Genomic DNA, 20,417 nt, shown 5'->3' on the forward strand with positions numbered 1-20,417 from the left:
AGGTTGACCGTGGACAGCTCCGCCAATGGCGTCTGGCTCGGGCACAAGGTGATCAGTGAGGCGCCGCTTTCACGCACCAGGTTGGCGGTGATCAGCAAGTCCTTGGAACGGCCCGACTGGGAAATACAGATCGCCACATCGGTGGGTTTCAACGTCACCGCCGACATCGCCTGCATATGCGGGTCACTGTAGGCCGCCGCCGTCAGCAGCAGACGGAAGAACTTGTGCTGGGCATCCGCCGCCACCGCACCCGACGCGCCAAAGCCATAGAACTCCACGCGCTGGGCCTGGGACATGGCAGTCACGGCTTTTTGCAGCTCGATCGGGTCGAGCTTCTCCCGCACTTCCATCAGGGTGTGCAGGGTGGTGTCGAAAATTTTCAGGCTGTAGTCGGCGACGGAGTCGTCTTCATGAATCGCGAACTGCCCGAAGCTGGCACCGGCCGCCAGGCTCTGGGCCAGTTTCAGCTTCAAGTCCTGGAACCCCGAGCAACCGATGGCGCGGCAGAAGCGCACGATGGTCGGCTCGCTGATCCCCACACTGTGGGCAAGGTCAGCCATGGAACTGTGCATCACGGCCGCAGGGTCAAGCAGCACGTGATCGGCAACCTTGAGTTCCGATTTGCGTAACAGGTGGCGCGACTGGGCGATATGTTGCAACAGGTTCAAAGGGCAGGACTCTTGTTATTGGCAGACGCCAGGGATGTAGCAAGCTTGTAGTTATACTACAAGAATTGCTGATTTGCCCGCTCGATGCATCACTAAATCGCCCTACTGCCCCCTGAATCAGCGGGCAAGTGCGATGTAGCACCCGATGGCGCCTGGCTAGCCGTCAGGAAAATCTGCATTTTTCCGTAACAAATCCGCCAGTCCTTCGGCCTCGATCGGCCGGCTGATCAAATAGCCCTGCACCTCATCGCAGTTTTCAGCGCGCAGGAAATCCAGCTGCTGCTGATCTTCCACACCTTCGGCCACCACCTTGAGCGACAACCCATGGGCCATGGCAATGATGGCCCGGGTAATCGCCAAGTCTTCACGCCCCTGGCCCAGGCCGCGGATAAAGGTCTGGTCGATCTTCACGTAATCCACCGGGATGCGCTTGAGATAACTGAGGGACGAATAGCCGGTGCCAAAGTCGTCGATGGCCAGCTTCACCCCCAGATCGCGCAGTTGCTGGAAGGTGGCGATGATGTGCTCGACACTGTCGAGCAACTGACTTTCAGTCAGCTCCAACTCCAGGTACTGCGGGGCCAACCCGGTTTCGTCCAGCACCTGGCGTACCAGGCTGACCAACTTGCCCTGGCGCAACTGGTGCACCGACAGGTTGACCGACACGCGGATCGGCGCCAGGCCCTGACGCTGCCATTCACAGGCCTGCCAGCAGGCCTGGCGCAATACAAACTCGCCCAATGGCACGATCAACCCGGTCTCTTCCGCCAGCCCGATAAAATCACCCGGCGGCACGCTGCCCCACTGCGGATGGTCCCAGCGCACCAGCGCCTCGGCGGCGTTCATCTTGCCGGTGGCCAGGCACAGCTTGGGTTGGTAGAACACCTTCAACTGGCGCTCATCAATGGCTTTGCGCAACTGGTTTTCCAGCTGCAAACGCTCAAGGGTGCTGGCCTGCAAGCTGTCGGTGTAGAACTGGAAGTTATTGCCGCCCAGGTGCTTGGCGTGTTGCATGGCCATGTTTGACTGGCTGACCAATGCGGAAATTTCCCGCGCGTTATCCGGTAACAGGCTGACACCGATTGAAGCGCTGACCACCAACTCATGCCCCTCCACCGCCACCGGCACCCGCAGTTTGGCCAAGAGTCGGGTGGCCACCCGCGCCAGGCTCGACAGGCTGCCATAGGCGTCGAACAACACCGCGAATTCGTCGCCAGACAGTCGCGCAATGGTGTCGGCTTCCGGCAAGGCATTGATCAGGCGCCGGGCCATTTTTTGCAGCAATTGGTCGGCAATTTCGTGGCCCAGGCTGTCATTGAGCAGCTTGAAGCGGTCCAGGTTGATATGCAGCAACGCCAGGCTGCGGCCGCCTTGACGCACCCGTTGATGGGCCTCACGAAGGCGCTCGCGGAACAGCGAACGGTTGGCCAGACCCGTCAGTTCGTCGTAATGGGTGAGGTAGCGCATGCGCTCCTCGGACTCGCGACGGGCGGACAAATCGGCGAAGAAGCCCACGATATGACTGACATTTCCCCGAACATCGCGCACCACGCTCAATTGCAGCCATTGCGGGTACAGCTCGCCGTTCTTGCGCGCTTCTACCAGTTCACCCTGCCAACTGCCATGGTTCAACAAGGCCTGGCGAATCACCGGGAAGTGCCGGCGAGCGTCGCGGCTGCACGGCAACTCCACGACATTGCGCCCCAGCATGTCGTCGATATCAAAGCCGGTGACACGGCTGAAGGCTTGGTTGATCGCAATCAACACGTACTCCGGGTCCAGGATCACGATGCCTTCGCTGGCCGCCTCGAACACCGTGGACGCCAGCCGTAACTGCTCTTCCACCGCCTTGCCGGCGCTGATATCGCGCCGGGTACCGAGCATGCGCGTCACGCGCCCGCTGGCCGTGCGCTCTACGGCGCGCCCACGGTCCTCGATCCACACCCAGCGCCCGTCGCCATGGCGTACGCGGTACTCCACCTGATAGTCCTCGCTGCGCCCTTTCAAGTGCTCCACCAGCGCGTACTTGAGCAGCGGCAAGTCGTCCGGGTGCAGGCGTGGCTTGAGGTCGCGCAGCATCGCCGTGACGTATTCCGGCTCCAGGCCGAACAACTCCTTGAGTTGGGTGTGGTGGACTTCATCGGTTTGCAGGTTCCAGTCCCACAAGCCCAGCTCACTGGCCTGCAACGCCATGGCCAGGCGCGCCTCGCTTTTGCTCAGGGCCAGGCTGGCGGCGTCCAATTGCTGGCTGCGCTGTTCGACGCGCTGTTGCAGGCCGACCTGGGCCTCGCGCAGTTCCTGCTCGATCTGGCGGCGCTGCTCGACCTCGCGCACCAGGTCCTGATTCAACTGCTCGCTACGCTGACGCGCCTGTTGCAAGTGCTCGATCAGGGCCTGGTTCTGGAAGCGCCTAAGCAAACCGCGCTGGATCAGGCGGTTGACCTGCCATGCCACCAGGCTCAGGGATGCCAGCAGGATCAGGCCCAGGTAACTCCAACCCTGCAGTTGCGGTTCGCCGCTGCAGAATAGATAGAGGATGGTGGGCACCAGGCAGGGCAAGGCAAACGACAAAAACGCCGGCAAACTCACGGCGTAGGCCACGCTGGCCGATAAAGTGGCCGCGCCAATCAGGCCAAAGACCCAGGCCTGCTGCACGAAGCTATCCAACGGCACCAGGGCAATGGCCGCACTCGCCAGGGTCAGGCCACTGGCCGCCGAACCGAGCATGAACATCCGCCGCCAGACCGGCTGAGCCTGTCGGCTGGGCAAGGCGCTGTCGAAGGCCGCCACCTGGATCACGCGCATCGCCACCAGGGCCAGCAACCACACCAGCCAACTGCCGACCAGCACATAACGCTGCGGGCTCCAGAGCAACCAGGCGCAGACCAGACCGTTAATCAGCATCAATAACGTGGGCAGCAACGACCCCTGGTACAACAGACGCGTGCGCTCGACCGCCATCTCCATGGCGTAGTGCTTGCGGATAACCTGCTCCGGCGCGACAGAAGGGCCGGGCAAGTCAGTGCTGAGGGTCATAGGCAGTGTTCTTATAATGGTGAGCCCGAAACGTCGACGGAGCATACACAAGCAGACGGGCAGACCAAACTGCTCTGGATCATAAAAATCCGCGAATAAACCCCCGCAAACCATGGACCCAGAGGGGCTGAACAAGACAGGGCGCGGGCTACAGACGATGACTTACCAGTCATCACCGTGGCTGGAATATTTACCGATTGAACAGCGCCGGCGGTTTTTTTGTAGCGACCACCCGGCAATGGGATTTGCCCCCCTTCCCCCGGCACCCTAGAATGCGCCGATGCGCGATGATCTCTCCCTTTTGCTGAACTCCCTCAACGATGCCCAACGCCAGGCCGTAGCAGCCCCCGTTGGCCGTCAGTTGGTCCTGGCCGGTGCTGGCTCCGGTAAAACCCGCGTGCTGGTGCACCGTATCGCCTGGTTGATCCAGGTCGAGAACGCGTCCCCGCATTCGATCCTGTCGGTGACCTTCACCAACAAGGCCGCTGCCGAGATGCGCCACCGCATCGAGCAGTTGATGGGCATTAGCCCGGCCGGGATGTGGGTCGGCACCTTCCACGGCCTGGCGCACCGCCTGTTGCGGGCCCACTGGCAGGAGGCGGGCCTGGCCCAGACCTTCCAGATTCTCGACAGCGATGACCAGCAACGCCTGGTCAAGCGGGTAATCCGCGAGTTGGGCCTGGATGAACAACGCTGGCCGGTCCGCCAGGCCCAGTGGTTTATCAACGGCCAGAAAGACGAAGGCCTGCGCCCGCAACATATCCAGGCCAGTGGCGACCTGTTCCTGGCCACCATGCGCAGCATTTATGAAGCCTATGAAGTGGCCTGCCAGCGAGCCGGCGTCATCGACTTCTCCGAACTGCTGCTGCGCGCCCTCGACCTGTGGCGTGACAACCCCGGTTTGCTCGCGCACTACCAGAAGCGCTTCCGGCACATCCTGGTGGACGAGTTCCAGGACACCAACGCCGTGCAGTACGCCTGGTTGCGCCTGCTGGCCAAGGGCGGCGACAGCCTGATGGTGGTGGGCGACGACGACCAGTCGATCTACGGCTGGCGCGGCGCGAAAATCGAGAACATCTACCAGTACTCCGACGACTTCCCCGACGCCGAGACTATTCGCCTGGAGCAGAACTATCGCTCCACCGCCGGGATCCTCAAGGCCGCCAACGCCTTGATCGCCAATAACACCGGGCGCCTGGGCAAGGAGTTGTGGACCGATGGCGGCGAAGGCGAGGCGATCAACCTCTACGCCGCCTTCAACGAGCACGACGAAGCGCGCTATGTGGTCGAAACCATTGAAAGCGCCCTGAAAACCGGGCTGGCCCGCAGCGATATCGCTATTTTGTACCGTTCCAACGCCCAATCGCGGGTGTTGGAAGAAGCCTTGCTGCGCGAGCGCATCCCGTATCGCATCTATGGCGGCCAACGCTTCTTCGAGCGTGCGGAAATCAAGAACGCCATGGCCTACCTGCGTTTGCTGGAAGGCCGCGGCAACGATGCAGCGCTAGAGCGGGTGATCAACGTACCGGCACGGGGCATCGGCGAGAAAACCGTCGAGGCGATCCGCGAGCATGCGCGTCACAGCGATGTGTCGATGTGGGAGGCCATGCGCCTGCTGATCGCCAATAAAGGCCTGACCGGCCGCGCTGCCGGGGCTTTGGGTGGGTTTGTCGAGTTGATCGACAGCCTCGCCGCCAAGTGCCTGGAAATGCCGCTGCACCTGATGACCCAGACCGTGATCGAACAGTCCGGCCTGATCGCTTATCACGAAGCGGAAAAAGGCGAGAAAGGCCAGGCCCGGGTAGAAAACCTTGAGGAACTGGTCAGCGCCGCCCGCGCGTTCGAGAACAGTGAGGAAGATGCCGACCTGTCGCCATTGGCGGCGTTCCTCGGCCATGCCTCCCTGGAAGCGGGCGATACCCAGGCCGACGAGCACGAAGACAGCGTGCAGTTGATGACCCTGCACAGTGCCAAGGGCCTGGAATTCCCCTACGTGTTCCTGGTGGGCATGGAAGAAGGCCTGTTCCCGCACAAGATGAGCCTGGAAGAGCCCGGCCGCCTTGAGGAAGAACGCCGCCTGGCCTACGTGGGTATTACCCGGGCGATGCAGAACCTGGTGATGACCTACGCCGAGACACGGCGCCTGTATGGCAGCGAAACCTACAACAAGGTCTCGCGTTTCGTACGGGAAGTGCCGAAAGGGCTGATTCAGGAAGTGCGCTTGTCCAATAGCGTCAGCCGGCCGTTTGGCGGCGGCCAGCAGCAGAACTCCAGCAGCATGTTTGCCGGTTCGGAAATTCCCGAGACCCCGTTCAGCCTTGGCCAGCAGGTCAGGCATGCGATCTTTGGCGAAGGGGTGATCCTCAACTTCGAAGGCGCCGGGGCCCAGGCCCGAGTGCAGGTGAACTTCGCCGAAGGCAGCAAGTGGTTGATGATGGGTTACGCCAAGCTCGAAGCGGTCTGACTGAGCGTTCCCACGCTCTGCGTGGGAACGACCGGACGCTCTGCCTCGGTGTAATGGGTCGCCTTGCCCTTGTTTTTCACACGTACGGGCCAATATCTGTAATTAGTCCTACAGACCATTCCGAATAGGTCTTACGCAAAAGCCCGAAACATTATGCCGCTAGCCACTGCCTCTACACCTGTGCAACATGGCGCGCGTGCAATCCACAAATGGGAATTCCCTTTATGAAACGTTTTCTTAGCATCGCCATGGCGTTGTGCATCGGCCTGACGATGAGCCTCGACGCCAACGCCAAACGCTTCGGTGGCGGTAAAAGCTCCGGCGCAGCGCCGAGCCACCAGACCAGCCAAATGGCCCCAGCCGCTGGCGGCATGGGCGGAGCGGCTGCCACCGCAGGTGCAGCCGGTGCCGCAGGCGCTGCTGCCAAGGCCGGCGGTGCTTCGCGCTGGTTGGGCCCTCTGGCCGGTATCGCTGCCGGTGGCCTGCTCGCTTCCATGTTCATGGGCGGCGGCTTCCAGGGCATGCAGATCTTCGACATCCTGATCATGGCCGTCATCGCCTTTGTGATCTTCCGCTTTATCGCCGCCCGTCGCCGCAAGCAGCAGGAGCACCTGGCTCCAGCCGGCGCGCCGATGCAGCGTGAAGTGTTCGAGCAAAAGCCTGCCATGGGTTCGATCTTCGGCGGCTCGGCGGCACCGGCTGCTGCCGCCCGTCCGGTGATCAATGCGCCAGCCTGGTTCAACGAAGAGCGTTTCGTCGAAGCGGCCCGCAACCACTTCCAGTCCCTGCAGCAACACTGGGACGCCAACGAAATGGACAAGATCGCCGAGTTCGTGACCCCGCAACTGCTGGAGTTCCTCAAGCGCGAACGTGCCGAGTTGGGCGACGCTTTCCAGTCGACCTATATCGACGACCTGCGCGTACAACTGGAAGGTGTGGATGACCGCGCCGACAAGACCATCGCCACCCTGACCTTCAGCGGTGTGTCGAAGACCTCGCGCTTCGACCAGGGCGAAGTGTTCAGCGAAAGCTGGAACATGGAACGTCCACAGGGCGAAAACCAGCCATGGCTGGTAGCCGGTATCCGCCAGAACGGCTGATCCGCAAAGGCCTACAGCCTGCTGTAACGAACACCCCGGTCTTGTGCAGTGCTTTAAGAAGCCTGCACAGCCGGGGTGTTTTTTTGCCTGTGGAAAAGTCGGCATGGGGTTTTGCTGGATTAATGAGAAAGACTCTCATTATACTCGCCCTCCCCGGTTCTGCCCGAGCATAGGAAAGTGCCGCCGTGCTGGAAAAACTGTTCACTCAACATGCACCCGCGTTGCATCGTTATCTGTTGCGCAAAAAGTGCTCCCCAAGCCTGGCCTCGGACCTGGTGCAGGACACTTTCCTGCGCATCGCCCAGTTGGAGAGCCTGGAGCGCGTGCTGTGCGCGCCCTCCTATCTGTTTCGGGTAGCGCACAACCTGATGATCGACCATCACCGCCGCTATGGTGAAAAGCGTTACGACAACGACCCCAGCGCCTTCTTCGCCACCCTGGTCGACGAAACCAGTTGCCCTGAAGAACAGGCCCTCGGCGCGTTGGAACTGGAGCACCTGGAAAGCCTGCTGGAGCGCATGCCACCGCGTACCCGCGATGTGTTCATGCTGTGCCGGGTGGAGGGCATGACGCACAAAGAGACCGCGCGCTATTTACGGATATCCACAAGCTCTGTACAAAAACACATGGCCATGGCCCTGGCCAGGATTGGCCGGGCGCTTGAGCCGGGCCAAGAGGGCTGAGCCTTGTGTACGACAAAGAGCCAAAAGGTAAATAGACCGAACCGTGAACGCCTCCCCACAGACTATCGACCCGGTAGAGCGCAAAGCTGCCGACTGGGTGATGCGCCATCGCCAAGGACAGCTTTCGGCACGTGAACTCGAGGCTTTTCAGCGCTGGCTGGCCGCCGACCCGTTGCACGCCGCCGCCGCCGAGCGCGCCAATCGTGCATGGCAGGCTACCGCCCAGCTCAAGCAACGCCCCGGTTATGTAAAACCCCAGCGCCCGCCGCGGTCTGCCTGGTTGCGCATGCCGGTGGTCGGCGGCAGCGCCGTGGCTGCACTGGTGTTGGGCTGCTGGATGCTGCTGGCCCCACCCTTCTGGCTACAAGCCCTGAACAGCGACTATCACACCGGTTTTGGCGAAGTGCGCCAGATCACCCTGGCCGATGGCAGCCAGGTGGAATTGGGTAGCCACAGTATCCTGAGCCTGGTCTACGACGATCAGACCCGGCGGGTGCGCCTGAGCCAGGGCGAGGCGGTCTTCACCCCTGCGCCAATGAATGAACAGGAGCGGCGGCCCTTCACCGTACAAGCGCCCGGGGCCGATATCACCGCGCGAGGCACGCGTTATCTGGTCGGTGTGGGCAAGGATCGCGAAGGCTGGGTGGGTGTGCTGCAACACCGGGTCGAGGTCAACCTGACCCCGCACGGGCGCGATGAGGCCACCGGCTCCGCGCTGCTGGAGCAGGGTAACAGCCTGCGCTTCAGCCCCAAAACGGGCCTGGTGCCGCTGAACACCAACCCCGAGGAACTGGCCAGTTGGCAGGAAGGCCGGCTGGTATTCCAGCGCGAGTCCCTTGCCGATGTCGCCGCCCGCATCAACCGTTACCGACCCGGGCTGGTGCTGGTCAAGGGCGAGGCGCTGCGCAACGCCCGGGTCAGCGCGGTGATGCGCCTGGATAACCTGGACGACGCGCTTGAACACCTGGTGGCGCAAGTCCACGGGCGCATGGTCGACCTGCCAGGGCTGACGCTGATCTACTGAGTAACCTCAGGCAGCGTAAGTTTCTAAATCGGATAAAAAACTACATACATAGATCATAACGATCTATCGCGTTTTTGCAGCTGGGCCGTTTCTACTACATGTGAATAAATCTTATTTACTTTAGTGAGGCCGGTTTTGCAGACGCAAGAGAACAACAAAAAACGCCAGGGAACAAAACGTACCCGGCTGAGCCTGGGGATCCAGTTGGCCGTCATTGCGCTGGTCGCCGATGCCGCGACCATCAGCGCGGTGCTGGCGGCACCAGCCGCCAGTGCAAACCACGCCCCGGCCACTGACCTATACACGTTCAACGTACCCACCCTGGCGCTGGACGAAGCCTTGGTGCTGTTGGCGCGTCAAGCCGGTGTCGAGCTCTACCTGGGCAGTAACGACCTCACCAAAAGCTACGGTAACCCAGTCAAGGGTCGCCTCTCCCTGGATGCCGCACTGCAAACGCTGCTGGCCAACCAAGGGGTCAGCTACAGCCTCACCGGCTCTGCCGAACGCCCGATCATCCAAGTGCAATCGATGCCGAACTCGGCGGGCATCCAGGCCGGCGACCTGCATCCGACGTACATCATGGGCATGGAAGGCAAGCAGTCCCGGGACGAGAAGGGCTACAACGATATCTACGACCAGGACATCTCCTCGGTGTATGCCGGCAAGGAGCAGATCGAACGCTACAAAGGCGCGGCCCCCGCCGATATGTTCAAGGGCATGCTCAACGTGTACAGCGGCGACTCGCGCAACAGCGGCGCACTGGACCCAAACATCCGCGGCATCCAGGGCCCCGGCCGCGTGCCGGTGACCATCGACGGCACCGAGCAGGCAATCACCGCTTATCGCGGCTACATGGGCGCCAACAACCGTAATTACATCGACCCCAACTTGATCGGCAGCATCAAGGTGCTCAAGGGCCCGAACCTGGAGCGTAACGTCTACAGCGGCGTCGGGGGGGCAGTGGTAGCCAGCACCCTGAACGTCGACGACATACTCAAGGAAGACCAGGCGTTCGGTGGCGAACTCAAGATCGAAGGCAGCAACAATTCGGTGTCGCCCAAGCTGCCGACGCTGCTGACCGGGCAGACGCGCAGTCCCGACTATCAGCACATTCCCCTCCACTCTTACTACGATCCTTCGCTGTACAAACATCCGCGCACGAGCAGTAACAACAAACTCCTGTCCAGCGATGATTCTGCCTATCGTTTAGCCTTGGGCACACGTCAGGAGAAATTCGAACTGTTGGCGGCCTACGCCTTCCGGGAAAAGGGCAACCACTACGCAGGCAAGAACAAGACCGACTTTTACTCCACCGGTAAACAGATCAACGGCCAATTTGACTACATCCCCAACCTGGCAAATATCTACAAGCCGGGCGATGAGGTACCCAACACTTCCAGCAAGATGGAGTCCTGGCTGGGCAAGGCCAAACTCAAGATCGATGAAGGCCAATCCCTGGAGTTCGGCTACCGCGATACGGATGCGCTATATGGCGAAATCATGCCATCGCGCATCTCGTTCTTCAGGCCCCAGGACCTCTATGACGCAGCCACTTACGGCGTACCGCAGTGGCCCTTGAGTCATGTACAAAGCAAAGCCTACAACCTGGAATACAATCTCAAGCCTGAGGGCAACCCATGGGTGGACTTCTATTCCAACCTCTGGGCAACCAATACCCGCAGCGATACTTACAGCAGCGGCGGTGTACCCAATCAGACCACCGAAGATGATCGAGTGTACCGGAACACGGCCGTAGCCAATGCCCAGCATGACCGCGTCGGTTTGACTGCAAGCAACAAACTCAAGCTGCTCGACAGCCTCGACCTGACCCTCGGCGGCAGCTACCAACATGAAAAGCTGGGCTCGAACGATAACTATCAAGACCCCATCATCGGCGACACATTGCGCATGTATCCCCGCGCCGGACGCCGGGTGGAAAAAGAGTACAACTTCAACTTCGATTGGAGACCCGTCACATTTGCCCGATTCAACGCCGGGATGCGTTATTCATCGTATTGGGCATTTGATGACTATCTCAAAGGCGACCAAGACAAGACAGGGACAATAACGCAAGACGTACCAACCGGTCGGCGAGTGTCTTACGTCACTCAAAAAACGCTGACAGACCACGAATTGAAAGTATTGATTGATGAAAAAATAGCGTACGAGAGCCAGTTTTGGGATGGCTTCGGTATGACGGATGAAGAGCGTTTAGAGGATGTAGAACGGATCAAACGAGATACGAAGCGTATTCAAGATACCAAACACCTTGTTAACTGGGCACATGATGGAAAAGGTCGTTATTCACGCGATAACAATCCGTGTATTAATGGTGTGAACGCTGGGGAAAATATTATTCAGTGCACGGCAGACGACAATTATATTACCGAGCAAAAAGATATCAGTGCCAAACATCAGAAAGACAGCGGCTGGGTGCCAAATTTATCAGTGACCTTTTACACCTCGGAAAATGGTCGAGTTTATCTTCGCTACAGTGAAGCCATCCGCTACCCAAGCATGTTTGAAAGCACCATAGGATTCTCGTCGTCTACAAACCCTTGGGGACTTGAGCCGGAGCACGCCTATAACTACGAAGTCGCTTACATTCATAACCTTGCCGGGTGGGGTGGTAGTGAGAGCGCCGACGTCAAATTGACCTATTACAACAACACCACGAAGAACGTGATTGAACGCAGCCCCCAACTGCGCTTCAGTAACCTGGAAAAACAGATGACCTCCGGCGTGGAGTTTCAAGGTCGCTACGATAGCGGGCGCTTTTTCACCGATTTCAGCCTCGCCCATGTCCTGAAAAATAAAGTCTGTGATGAAGATTCAGCCCTATCCATCAGCACCGATGGCAGTACCCCTGACTGCGTGGATGATGGCTTTGTGGGCGGTTACTTGGTGAGCATGTCTCAGCCCGAGTGGTCAGCCAACCTTGGATTGGGTGCACGTTTCCTCGACCGTAAACTAGAGATCGGTGGCCGCGCGATTTATTACCGTCAGCACGAGAGCAAGTTCAACAGCAATTACCCAAACAGCGCCATGGTCAGTTACTACATCAACACGCCCATGTCATGGGACAAAATCGTCACTTATGATGCTTATGTAAACTACAAGTTGACCGATGATGCCTCCATCGAGCTGACGGGCACTAACTTGAGCAACCTCTACTATATCGACCCGATGACGCGTTCGGCCATGCCCGCACCCGGCCGCACATTAAAACTTGCATTTACTACCACTTTTTAAATTTCAAGGCTCAGCAAACCAGAGACAGTAACGCCTGAATTAAATGTCCAACGTATACATCACCAAGGGGAGCTTCTTCGGTGCCGGCACCAATGCATCGCTGGCCGGTATCGCCAAATTTACGAATCGTGATTACGACACCGCTTTCGGCGGGGTTGTTAAATGAACATAAGTTTCTATTGAAATCATTTTATCACTACGTTCCAACTTGCGAGGTGTGACATGGGAGGCTAAAGAAGCAATCGGCAAATGCTTGACGTGTTGACTTAATTTAAATCACTCAATGGATGATGAAATGAAATCTTTCAAACACACAGTATTGGCAGTGGCACTTCTGGGTCTGGCTGGCGTTGCTCAAGCAGCCACTTCTTCTGGTCAAAGTTACGATGGCACCATCGTTGTTGACGGTTCCAGTGGCACCGGCTCTACGAACCACCCTGGCTCGGCGGGTCAGCCTGCCATTGGCGTAAAAGCGTTTTACAACGGTACAAAAGTTGCCTTCAGCGGCTTGAAAGGCATGGCTGCCAACGACGCAAATGGTGTATCCACCATTACTACCGCGATGATGCCGGCTTCCCACTCCACACTGGGCAACTTTGACTTCAAACAAGTCGCCAACCAACAGGTGTACTACGGCGAGTGGTCGCAAACCGGCGCCAACAATGACCCAACCCGTGTTGTGTACTACTCCGGCGACACCACTGGCCGCGTACTGCCAACTGCCAACGTGACCTATGCGGTACAGGGCATTAACAATTACTCCGGCGCTAACGTACTGTCCGGCGACCTGACCGCTTCCTTCGGTACAGCGGCACCAACCCTGACCGGCTCGTTGAGCAACAGCGCCCTGAAAGTCCAGTTGTCGGCCAACATCAACACTGCCGATGCCAGCTTCGCCGGTACTGCACGAGCGCGTGACGCCGTGAGTAACGCAAGCCTGTCAACCGGCACCACCCAAGGCAGCTTCTTCGGCGCAGGCTCCACCGCGTCGCTGGCCGGTATCGCCAAGTTCTCCGATCGCAACTACGACACCGCCTTCGGTGGTGTCGCCAAGTAATCGCCGGTTGAACCTGTTGTAGCACCACCTAAGCAAGTGCCTGCCCCCAGGCACTTGCTTTGGGCGTTTTGAAGCGATCCCGAGAGCCCGGTAATGCCCCAGCCCTACTGCAAGCGATCCCTCACGCTCCACGTTTTGCCCTTTTTCCTACTGCTGTCCATAACCCCTACGGTATTTGCTGCCGACCAGGACACCAGCCTGCGCCTAAACCAGACCATCGAGTACCGCGCCAATGAGCAAGAGCGCGAGTTGCTCAAGGATGAAATGCCCAGCGACGTCGCCGCGCCACTCTTGAACATCGACGGTCAGGACTACACCGTGGGCAACACCCTGGATGAGTTGGGCCGTGCAGTGTATGTGTCGATCTCGCGCCATAACTGGTCCCAAGCCAGGGACTACCTCAAGCGCTACACCGCCCTGCCCGGCCACGACCCGATGCTCACCGCCTATGCCAAGGGTGGCCTGGCCCGCGCCGATGGCGACCTGGAGCAAGCCGAAGATTATTACCACGAATTGCTGGCGATACAGTCCGACTTCCTGCCGGGCCGCCTGGAGCTGGCGCGGGTGCTGTTCGAAAACCGCAAGGATGGCGAGTCCAACGCCGTATTCCAGCAGATCAGTAGTGGCCTCAGCCCCTCCGACGCGCAGGCCATGGGCCTGGGCAAGACCGTCGACAGTTTCAAGCAGGCCCTGGATCACCGTGAAGACTGGCAAGGCTCCTTCGCCATCGGCCCGACCTGGGGCAAAAATCTCAACCAGTCCCCCGAAAGCACAGTGACGTATCGCTATGTCACTGCCGAAGAAACCATTCTGGTCCAACGCTCGCTGCCCAAGGCTGTGTCTGCCCACGGCACCGATTACGAGGCAACGCTCAACAAGCGCATCGCCCTTAGCGGCCATCACGGGGTGTTCATGCGCTCGCTGTTGTACGGCCAGGCGTATGAAAAGGAGAGCAAGTACAACGAAAGCACAATTATCAACAACGCCGGCTACAGCTATCACGATGCGAAAAACCAGTACGCCCTCGGGCCATCCTATGAATTCAACACCATCGCCGACAACGCCATGTACAGCGCCTGGGGGCTGCGCGGCGAATGGATTCACACGCTGTCAGCCACGCGGATGTTCAAGCTGGAAGGCGAATACAAGGACATGGCCTACAAACACGAAATCAATAGCAACCTCGACGGCGGCATCAGTTCTTTCTACGCCACTCTGTGGCAGGCCCTGCCCCAGCGCTGGACGTTGTTCGGCGGCGTGGACCTGAGCCAGCGCAACGCCCGGGACAGCACCCAGGCTTACCTGCAAAAAGGTGTGCGACTGGGCGTCGCCAAGGATTTCGAGGTGGGCGTCAGCGCTGTGCTGTTCGCCTCATACCGCCAGCGCCAATACGATGCCTACAGCGCCATTGTCGATGAGCGACGCAACGACGATGAACAGGGCTACACCTTTATCCTGCGCGCCCCACGCCTGGCGGTGATGGATGTGGTGCCCAGTCTGACGGTCAAGTACAACAAGGTCGTCAGCAATGTCGACTGGCTTTATTCCTACGATAAAAACAGCATCAGCCTAAAGCTGGAAAAGCAGTTTTAACCAATAACCCCGGGTTTTCTATTTCGCGGTTGCACTTATAGCGAGCTACTGTATAAAACGCCCCTATAAACCGCGCCATTTAGCATGAGGATCCCGGCCGTGGAAGAAGTTATCGAACAATTGCGTGAAGCCAACGAACCGGTACCGGTTCCTCTGGAACTGCCCGACGAAGACCAGTTGGTGGAAGTCGAAGAACAGCTGTTTATCAACATCCCGTTTGTGTTCAAGGAATTCCTACTGACCGTCAGCGATGTGGTGTATGGCAGCCTGGAACCGGTGACCATCACCGACCCCCAGTCCCACACTTACCTGCCGGAAGTCGCCGCCAATGCCTGGGATATCGGCGTGCCTCGCGAACTGATCCCGATTTGCCAGGATGGCGACGACTACTACTGCGTCGAAGAAGACGGCACGGTGGTCTTGTGGTCCGGCGAAGAAGAACTGGTAACCGAAGAGTCATGGGAATCGGTGTGGCACTGGGCGCGGGACGTGTGGCTGGAAAGCTGAGCCAAAACCAGTGACAAGGGGGCGGTGTGCAAAGCCCCCTCGCCACATACGCTCAATGCTCCGGCGTGTCCTTGTGATTATCCAGGGTTTCCAGCAAGGCCACTTGCATGCGCGTATGGATGCGGATGAACCAGCGCCAGAGCACGGCAGCCACTGCGGCCGTCACCACCGCAATCAATACCAGCAACTTGTTGGTCGGCAAAATACTGGCCGACAAGGCCGCCAATAGCAGGAAGATCACCAGCAGCGAGAGAATCGGGATCAGTTCGGCAATCACCCGCCGTACACGTTGGGTATGGCGCCCAGCCATTTCCGGCTTCACGCTCATTTCCGCCAGCAGCATCGACAGCGCCTTGAGCTTGCGATACGCGGCAATCAGAAACGGCAGCGACAGTAGCAACGCACCACCCCAGATCAATGCCTTCTGCCAGCTCGGATCACTGATCCAGCCTTCCAGATACCCTCCAATGCGCGCGGCGAAAAAGCTGCCGGTAAAGAAGATCGCCACCACCAGCGCCAGGTTTACCCCTACCTGCAAGATGATCTTGCGGATCATCGACGCCAGCATCGCGCCTTCGCCCTGGGGCGAAATGCTGCGCAGCCATTCGCCATACATGCCAAACACCCGGCTCAGACGCTGTGGCATCACAGCCGCGATCTTCAAGGACAATGGGTCGGCGCCACGAATAAGGTATGGCGTGAGCAACGTAGTGATGGCGGAAACGGCCACCGCCACCGGGTAGAGAAAGTCGCTGGTGACCTGCAAGGTCATCCCCAGCGCCGCAATAATGAAAGAAAATTCGCCGATCTGTGACAGGCCCATGCCCACCCGCAACGAGGTGCGGCCGTCATTACCGGCGATAAACGCGCCAAGGCCACAGGACAGCATCTTGCCCAGCACCACGGCCACAGTAATCACCGCAATTGGCCACGCGTATTGCAGCAGGATCTGCGGGTCGATCATCAAGCCTATGGCAACGAAGAAGATGGCACTGAACATGTCGCGAACCGGTTCGATCAGGCGTTCTATTTTCAGCAACTGCCGGGACTCGGCCATGATCGCACCGATCAGGAAGGCGCCCAGCACCATGCTGTACTCCAGCTTGACCACCAGCAGGCAGAAGCCAAAACACAGGCCCAGGACGGTGATCAGCAGCATCTCGTTGCTTTCAAACTTGGCCACGTAGGCCAGCAGGCGTGGCACCAGCAAAATGCCAATCACCAGGGCCACGATCATGAACAGTGAGAGCTTGCCGACCGTGGAAAATACCTCGCCGGAGCTGACCGTGCCGCTGACGGCGATGCTTGATAACAAGGCGATGATGCCGATGCCCAGGATGTCCTCGACGATCAGCACGCCAAAGATCAGTTGGGCAAAGCGCTGGTTTTTCATCTTCAGGTCGTTGAGCGCCTTGACGATGATGGTGGTCGAGGAAATCGCCAGGATCGCACCGAGGAACAGTGAATCCATGGTGTTCCAGTCGAACCATTGGCCAATTTCATAGCCAATCCAGATCATCAGGATGATTTCCAGGAAGGCCGCGATAAACGCCGTGGCGCCGACCTTGAACAGCTTGCGTAGGCTGAACTCCAGGCCCAGGCAGAACATCAGGAAAATCACCCCCAGCTCGGCCAGGGTCTTGATGGTGTCTTCGTCGTGGATCAGGCCGAAAGGCGGGGTGTGCGGGCCGATGATAAAGCCGGCGACGATGTACCCCAGGACGACCGGCTGCTTGAAGCGATGGAACAGGATGGTCACCACCCCTGCCACGAGCATGATCACGGCCAAGTCCTGGATAAAACTGATGGCGTGCATGGCGAGGGGCTCCTTGAGGGTACTGGCACTGTCCCGAATTCCAGGCAGCCGCCACAACGGCGCGCAATATGCGGAAGGAAAAGTCTGCCTTATTCGTAAGAAATGCCCTTGAAATGGGCTTTTCAAGGGTAACACCGCGACTTGCGGCAGAAAGCCGGTGCAATATATGGAAACAGATCGCCCTGGGCGTGACGGCAAGCCCCGTCCCGGCGTCCCGTTAGGGATGGCGCTGTAATGATTCGAGCATCCGCAGAGGTGCCCCCCCCCCAACCAATGCCTACAACCGTGAGTGTGCTATGGAACCCGGAAACGCCCAGCTGTCGATGACGGTATTGATGACCCCTGACATGGCCAATTTCTCAGGCAATGTCCACGGCGGTACCCTGCTCAAGTACCTCGACGAAGTGGCCTACGCCTGCGCCAGCCGTTATGCCGGCCGCTATGTCGTCACACTGTCGGTGGACCAGGTGATTTTTCGTGAGCCGATTCATGTGGGCGAACTGGTGACATTTTTGGCTTCGGTCAACTACACCGGCAACACGTCGATGGAAGTGGGGATCAAGGTGGTCACCGAGAACATCCGCGAGCGCTCGGTGCGCCATACCAACAGTTGCTTCTTCACCATGGTTGCCGTCGACGACGCCCGCAAACCGGCCGCCGTGCCAGCGTTGCAGCCACAGAACAGTGAAGACAAGCGCCGGTTTATCCAGGGCAAACAGCGCCGGCAGATTCGCCAGGAGCTGGAGAAGCGCTACCAGGAAATCAAAGCCGACGCGCTGTAAAACACAATCCCCCTGTAGGGGCTGGCTTGCCAGTTCCTACAGGGGGATTTTGGGTGTTACAGACTGATCGGCGTGGCTTCAAAGCGCACGCGCGGATGGGCGATGCGGTCCTGGGCCCGTACCAATTCCAACTCGTAACTGGCGCATGCCTGGGTTTCCAGCAGCACTTCATGCACAGCCGACGCCGTGAACTCGAACGCGGCCAGCAGGCTGTCGCCCAGCAGCACCCGCGCCAGGAACAGGCCCGATGTCAGGTCGCCCACCCCCACCGGCTGGCGCGCAAATGCCAGCAGCGGCCGGCGCAGGTGCCAGCTGCCTTCGGCCGTCACCAGCAGCATTTCGAAACCATCCGCCAGCTTGCCCGGGTAGTCCAGGTGCTTGACCAGCACCGCTTTGGGCCCACGCGCCAGCAGGGCGCGCGCCATGCCCAGGCAATCGAACAGCGACTGCGGTTTACGCCCGCAAAAGCTATCCAGCTCCAGTTGGTTGGGGCACAGGAAGTCGGCCATGGCCACCGCTTCGTCCAGCAAAAAATCACTGACTTCCTGGGGTACGATGCAGCCTTTTTCCGGATGGCCCATCACTGGGTCGCACAGGTACAGGGCCCTGGGGTTGATCGCCTTGATCCGCGCCACACCGCTCAGGATCGCCCGCCCCTGGGCGGCGCTGCCCAGGTAGCCGGACAGCACCGCATCGCAGTTGCCCAGTTCGCCAATCGCCGCAATCCCCTCCACCAGCGCCGGAATTTGCTGCGGCGCCAACACTTCTCCCGCCCAGTGGCCATACTGGGTATGGTTGGAGAACTGCACGGTGTTGAGCGGCCAGACATTCACCCCCACTCGCTGCATGGGAAATACGGCGGCGCTGTTGCCGGCATGGCCGAAGACCACATGGGACTGGATCGCAAGCAGATGAGGTGTGCGTTTCATGCAGGAAACTTCCGTAAAACCGTTGAATTCTGGCCGCGCAGTATGCGACTAAAAGCATCCTGTACGACAGACCGGAGACACAGTTAAGCTGGCCTTACTTTGTTGGAGCAAATCGCATGCTGACCCTGGGAAATATCTTTGTGCTGATGCTAGTGGCGGCGGCTGCCGCCTGGGTGTGGCACAACCACGGCTTGCGCGAGCGTGCGCTGGAGAGGGTCAAACAGCATTGCGCCAAGCTCGACATCGAATTGCTCGACGGCGCCGTGGCCTTGAAACGCATCGGCTTCGTCAAGGACGCCAGCGGCCGCCGGCGTTTGGCGCGGGTCTACAACTTTGAGTTCACCGTGACCGGTGAGGCCCGCCACCCTGGCACCATCACCCAGTTTGGGGCCCACAGTGCGCAGATCGAACTGGCGCCCTACCCGTTTGAAATAAAGACCCCGCCGCCCAGCGCCGAAGTGATTGAACTGAGCCAGTGGCGTCAGGAGCACGGCAAGAGCCGTCACTGACGGCAAGCGGCCAGGGCCTTTTGCAGTTCTGCCACGTCCTGCTTTTCGCTGAAGATCAGCTCGATGCGTGAGTCCCGGCGCCATTCGCTGGGCTGCCAAGTGAGCATGGTGTTATCCACAGCGTTGGCCGAAACCCAACCATCGGCGCTGTGGATAACCAATTTGGCACGGCGCCAGTCCAGGCCCTGCAACCATTGCCGCAGCAACGCGGGATCGAACTGCTGGCTCGGGTGCCAGCGCCAACCGATGCTCCAGCCGCCTGCCTGCGCCTGGTGCAGGCAAATCGGCACGCACGGATCGCTCCAGATTGCCGGGATTTGCGTCAACCCCTTGGGCATTTCAAAGTTATCCACAGGCGCTCCAGCCTGTGCGCCGAACCCTGGCAGGCGGACCAATGGCAGTTGCGCCTGTCGAGTCCAGTAAACCTCGCAGGCTGGTAATGTGTTTTCGATAACGCTGCGTTGCGCGGCATCCAGCCCTTCTTCCTTGTTCAGCACCAGCAACCCGGCACTGGCCAATGCCTCGCGTTGCGCGTCGGGCAACGGTCTGCCTGCCGCCAGTGCCTGGGCATCCAGGACCAGCACACAAGGCTGGACGGCCAGCACGGTTTGCCAGGGCGCCTGGCGCAACTGCGCCAGCAATTGCGCCGGGTGCCCCAACCCTGAGGGTTCGATAAACAGGCGGTCCGGCTTGGCCTTACGCAGCAGGCGACCTAGCCCTATCTGGAATGGCGCACCATTCACACAGCACAAACAGCCACCGGCCACTTCGCCGATGGCAATACCGTCGTCATCCAGGGTCAGCAGCGCAGCATCCAGGCCAATCTGCCCGAACTCATTGATCAACACCGCCCAACGCTCATTGGCCGGGCGCTGGGTGAACAGGTGCTTGATCAAGCTGGTCTTGCCAGCCCCCAAGGGGCCGGCAATCACATGCGTGGGAATATTCTGCAGCATCGTGGACATTATTCAGGCCGTGTAGAGACGATTGATCCTAC

The 20,417-nt window shown here is 59.4% G+C and carries 16 protein-coding genes; 11 read left to right on the forward strand and 5 right to left on the reverse strand.

Features of this window, described 5'->3' with window-relative positions:
* Together HBR94_RS23900 and HBR94_RS23905 are read right to left on the reverse strand one after the other, a co-directional pair.
* Nucleotides 1–668, reverse strand: a 668-nt coding sequence (locus tag HBR94_RS23900) for an SIS domain-containing protein (protein WP_154842326.1), incomplete at its 3' end; no start/stop codon positions are given.
* Nucleotides 669–824: 156 nt separating this feature from the next.
* Entirely contained in the window at nucleotides 825–3,704 is a 2,880-nt protein-coding gene (locus HBR94_RS23905) for a GGDEF domain-containing phosphodiesterase (RefSeq protein ID WP_170045660.1), read from the reverse strand.
* Between the two features lie 280 nt (nucleotides 3,705–3,984).
* On the opposite strand from HBR94_RS23905, the gene uvrD reads away from it, so the two are divergent.
* The 9 genes from uvrD to HBR94_RS23945 all read left to right on the forward strand — a co-directional run bounded on the left by uvrD (nucleotide 3,985) and on the right by HBR94_RS23945 (nucleotide 15,384).
* The gene (gene uvrD / locus HBR94_RS23910) at nucleotides 3,985–6,168 is read left to right on the forward strand and encodes a DNA helicase II (RefSeq protein WP_057961208.1); all 2,184 of its coding nucleotides are present in this window, start codon (nucleotides 3,985–3,987) and stop codon (nucleotides 6,166–6,168) included.
* 224 nt (nucleotides 6,169–6,392) lie between these two features.
* Nucleotides 6,393–7,268, forward strand: coding sequence for a Tim44 domain-containing protein (locus HBR94_RS23915; RefSeq protein ID WP_029290048.1), 876 nt, complete (start codon nucleotides 6,393–6,395; stop codon nucleotides 7,266–7,268).
* Nucleotides 7,269–7,453: 185 nt separating this feature from the next.
* Nucleotides 7,454–7,951 (forward strand): RNA polymerase sigma factor, encoded by a 498-nt coding sequence (locus HBR94_RS23920; RefSeq protein ID WP_057440570.1) that lies wholly within the window; start codon nucleotides 7,454–7,456, stop codon nucleotides 7,949–7,951.
* A 43-nt stretch (nucleotides 7,952–7,994) separates the two neighbouring features.
* Complete coding sequence (locus HBR94_RS23925; RefSeq protein WP_273867357.1) at nucleotides 7,995–8,975, forward strand: FecR domain-containing protein; 981 nt, start codon at nucleotides 7,995–7,997, stop codon at nucleotides 8,973–8,975.
* 135 nt (nucleotides 8,976–9,110) lie between these two features.
* Nucleotides 9,111–12,227: a TonB-dependent receptor gene (locus HBR94_RS23930; protein WP_120734369.1), complete on the forward strand. Its 3,117-nt coding sequence runs from the start codon at nucleotides 9,111–9,113 to the stop codon at nucleotides 12,225–12,227.
* Nucleotides 12,228–12,270: 43 nt separating this feature from the next.
* Nucleotides 12,271–12,393 carry a hypothetical protein gene (locus HBR94_RS28805; protein ID WP_258571537.1) on the forward strand — a complete coding sequence of 41 codons (123 nt, stop codon included), beginning with the start codon at nucleotides 12,271–12,273 and terminating at the stop codon, nucleotides 12,391–12,393.
* Between the two features lie 129 nt (nucleotides 12,394–12,522).
* Nucleotides 12,523–13,284, forward strand: coding sequence for a Slam-dependent surface lipoprotein (locus HBR94_RS23935; protein WP_233093208.1), 762 nt, complete (start codon nucleotides 12,523–12,525; stop codon nucleotides 13,282–13,284).
* A 93-nt stretch (nucleotides 13,285–13,377) separates the two neighbouring features.
* Nucleotides 13,378–14,877 carry a surface lipoprotein assembly modifier gene (locus HBR94_RS23940; protein ID WP_057440572.1) on the forward strand — a complete coding sequence of 500 codons (1,500 nt, stop codon included), beginning with the start codon at nucleotides 13,378–13,380 and terminating at the stop codon, nucleotides 14,875–14,877.
* A 99-nt stretch (nucleotides 14,878–14,976) separates the two neighbouring features.
* Nucleotides 14,977–15,384, forward strand: a complete 408-nt coding sequence (locus HBR94_RS23945; RefSeq protein WP_029290059.1) for an SMI1/KNR4 family protein — start codon at nucleotides 14,977–14,979, stop codon at nucleotides 15,382–15,384.
* 52 nt (nucleotides 15,385–15,436) lie between these two features.
* Here HBR94_RS23945 and HBR94_RS23950 read toward each other — a convergent pair whose 3' ends face one another.
* Complete coding sequence (locus tag HBR94_RS23950; RefSeq protein ID WP_057961209.1) at nucleotides 15,437–17,200, reverse strand: cation:proton antiporter; 1,764 nt, start codon at nucleotides 17,198–17,200, stop codon at nucleotides 15,437–15,439.
* A 296-nt stretch (nucleotides 17,201–17,496) separates the two neighbouring features.
* On the opposite strand from HBR94_RS23950, the gene HBR94_RS23955 reads away from it, so the two are divergent.
* Complete coding sequence (locus HBR94_RS23955) at nucleotides 17,497–17,982, forward strand: acyl-CoA thioesterase (RefSeq protein ID WP_057961210.1); 486 nt, start codon at nucleotides 17,497–17,499, stop codon at nucleotides 17,980–17,982.
* Between the two features lie 56 nt (nucleotides 17,983–18,038).
* Here HBR94_RS23955 and pdxY read toward each other — a convergent pair whose 3' ends face one another.
* A complete protein-coding gene (gene pdxY / locus HBR94_RS23960; protein ID WP_057440574.1) occupies nucleotides 18,039–18,911 on the reverse strand; it encodes a pyridoxal kinase PdxY in 873 nt (290 codons plus the stop codon).
* Between the two features lie 116 nt (nucleotides 18,912–19,027).
* On the opposite strand from pdxY, the gene HBR94_RS23965 reads away from it, so the two are divergent.
* Complete coding sequence (locus HBR94_RS23965) at nucleotides 19,028–19,420, forward strand: DUF3301 domain-containing protein (protein WP_057440575.1); 393 nt, start codon at nucleotides 19,028–19,030, stop codon at nucleotides 19,418–19,420.
* Here the strand turns inward: HBR94_RS23965 and HBR94_RS23970 are convergent.
* On the reverse strand, nucleotides 19,414–20,376 hold the full coding sequence (locus HBR94_RS23970; RefSeq protein WP_057440576.1) for a CobW family GTP-binding protein: 963 nt from the start codon (nucleotides 20,374–20,376) through the stop codon (nucleotides 19,414–19,416). The two genes, HBR94_RS23965 and HBR94_RS23970, sit on opposite strands and share 7 nt — an antisense overlap.
* Between the last annotated feature and the right edge of the window lie 41 nt (nucleotides 20,377–20,417).

It is taken from the genome of Pseudomonas sp. WS 5412, from assembly GCF_012985615.1.
Lineage (GTDB): Bacteria > Pseudomonadota > Gammaproteobacteria > Pseudomonadales > Pseudomonadaceae > Aquipseudomonas > Aquipseudomonas shahriarae.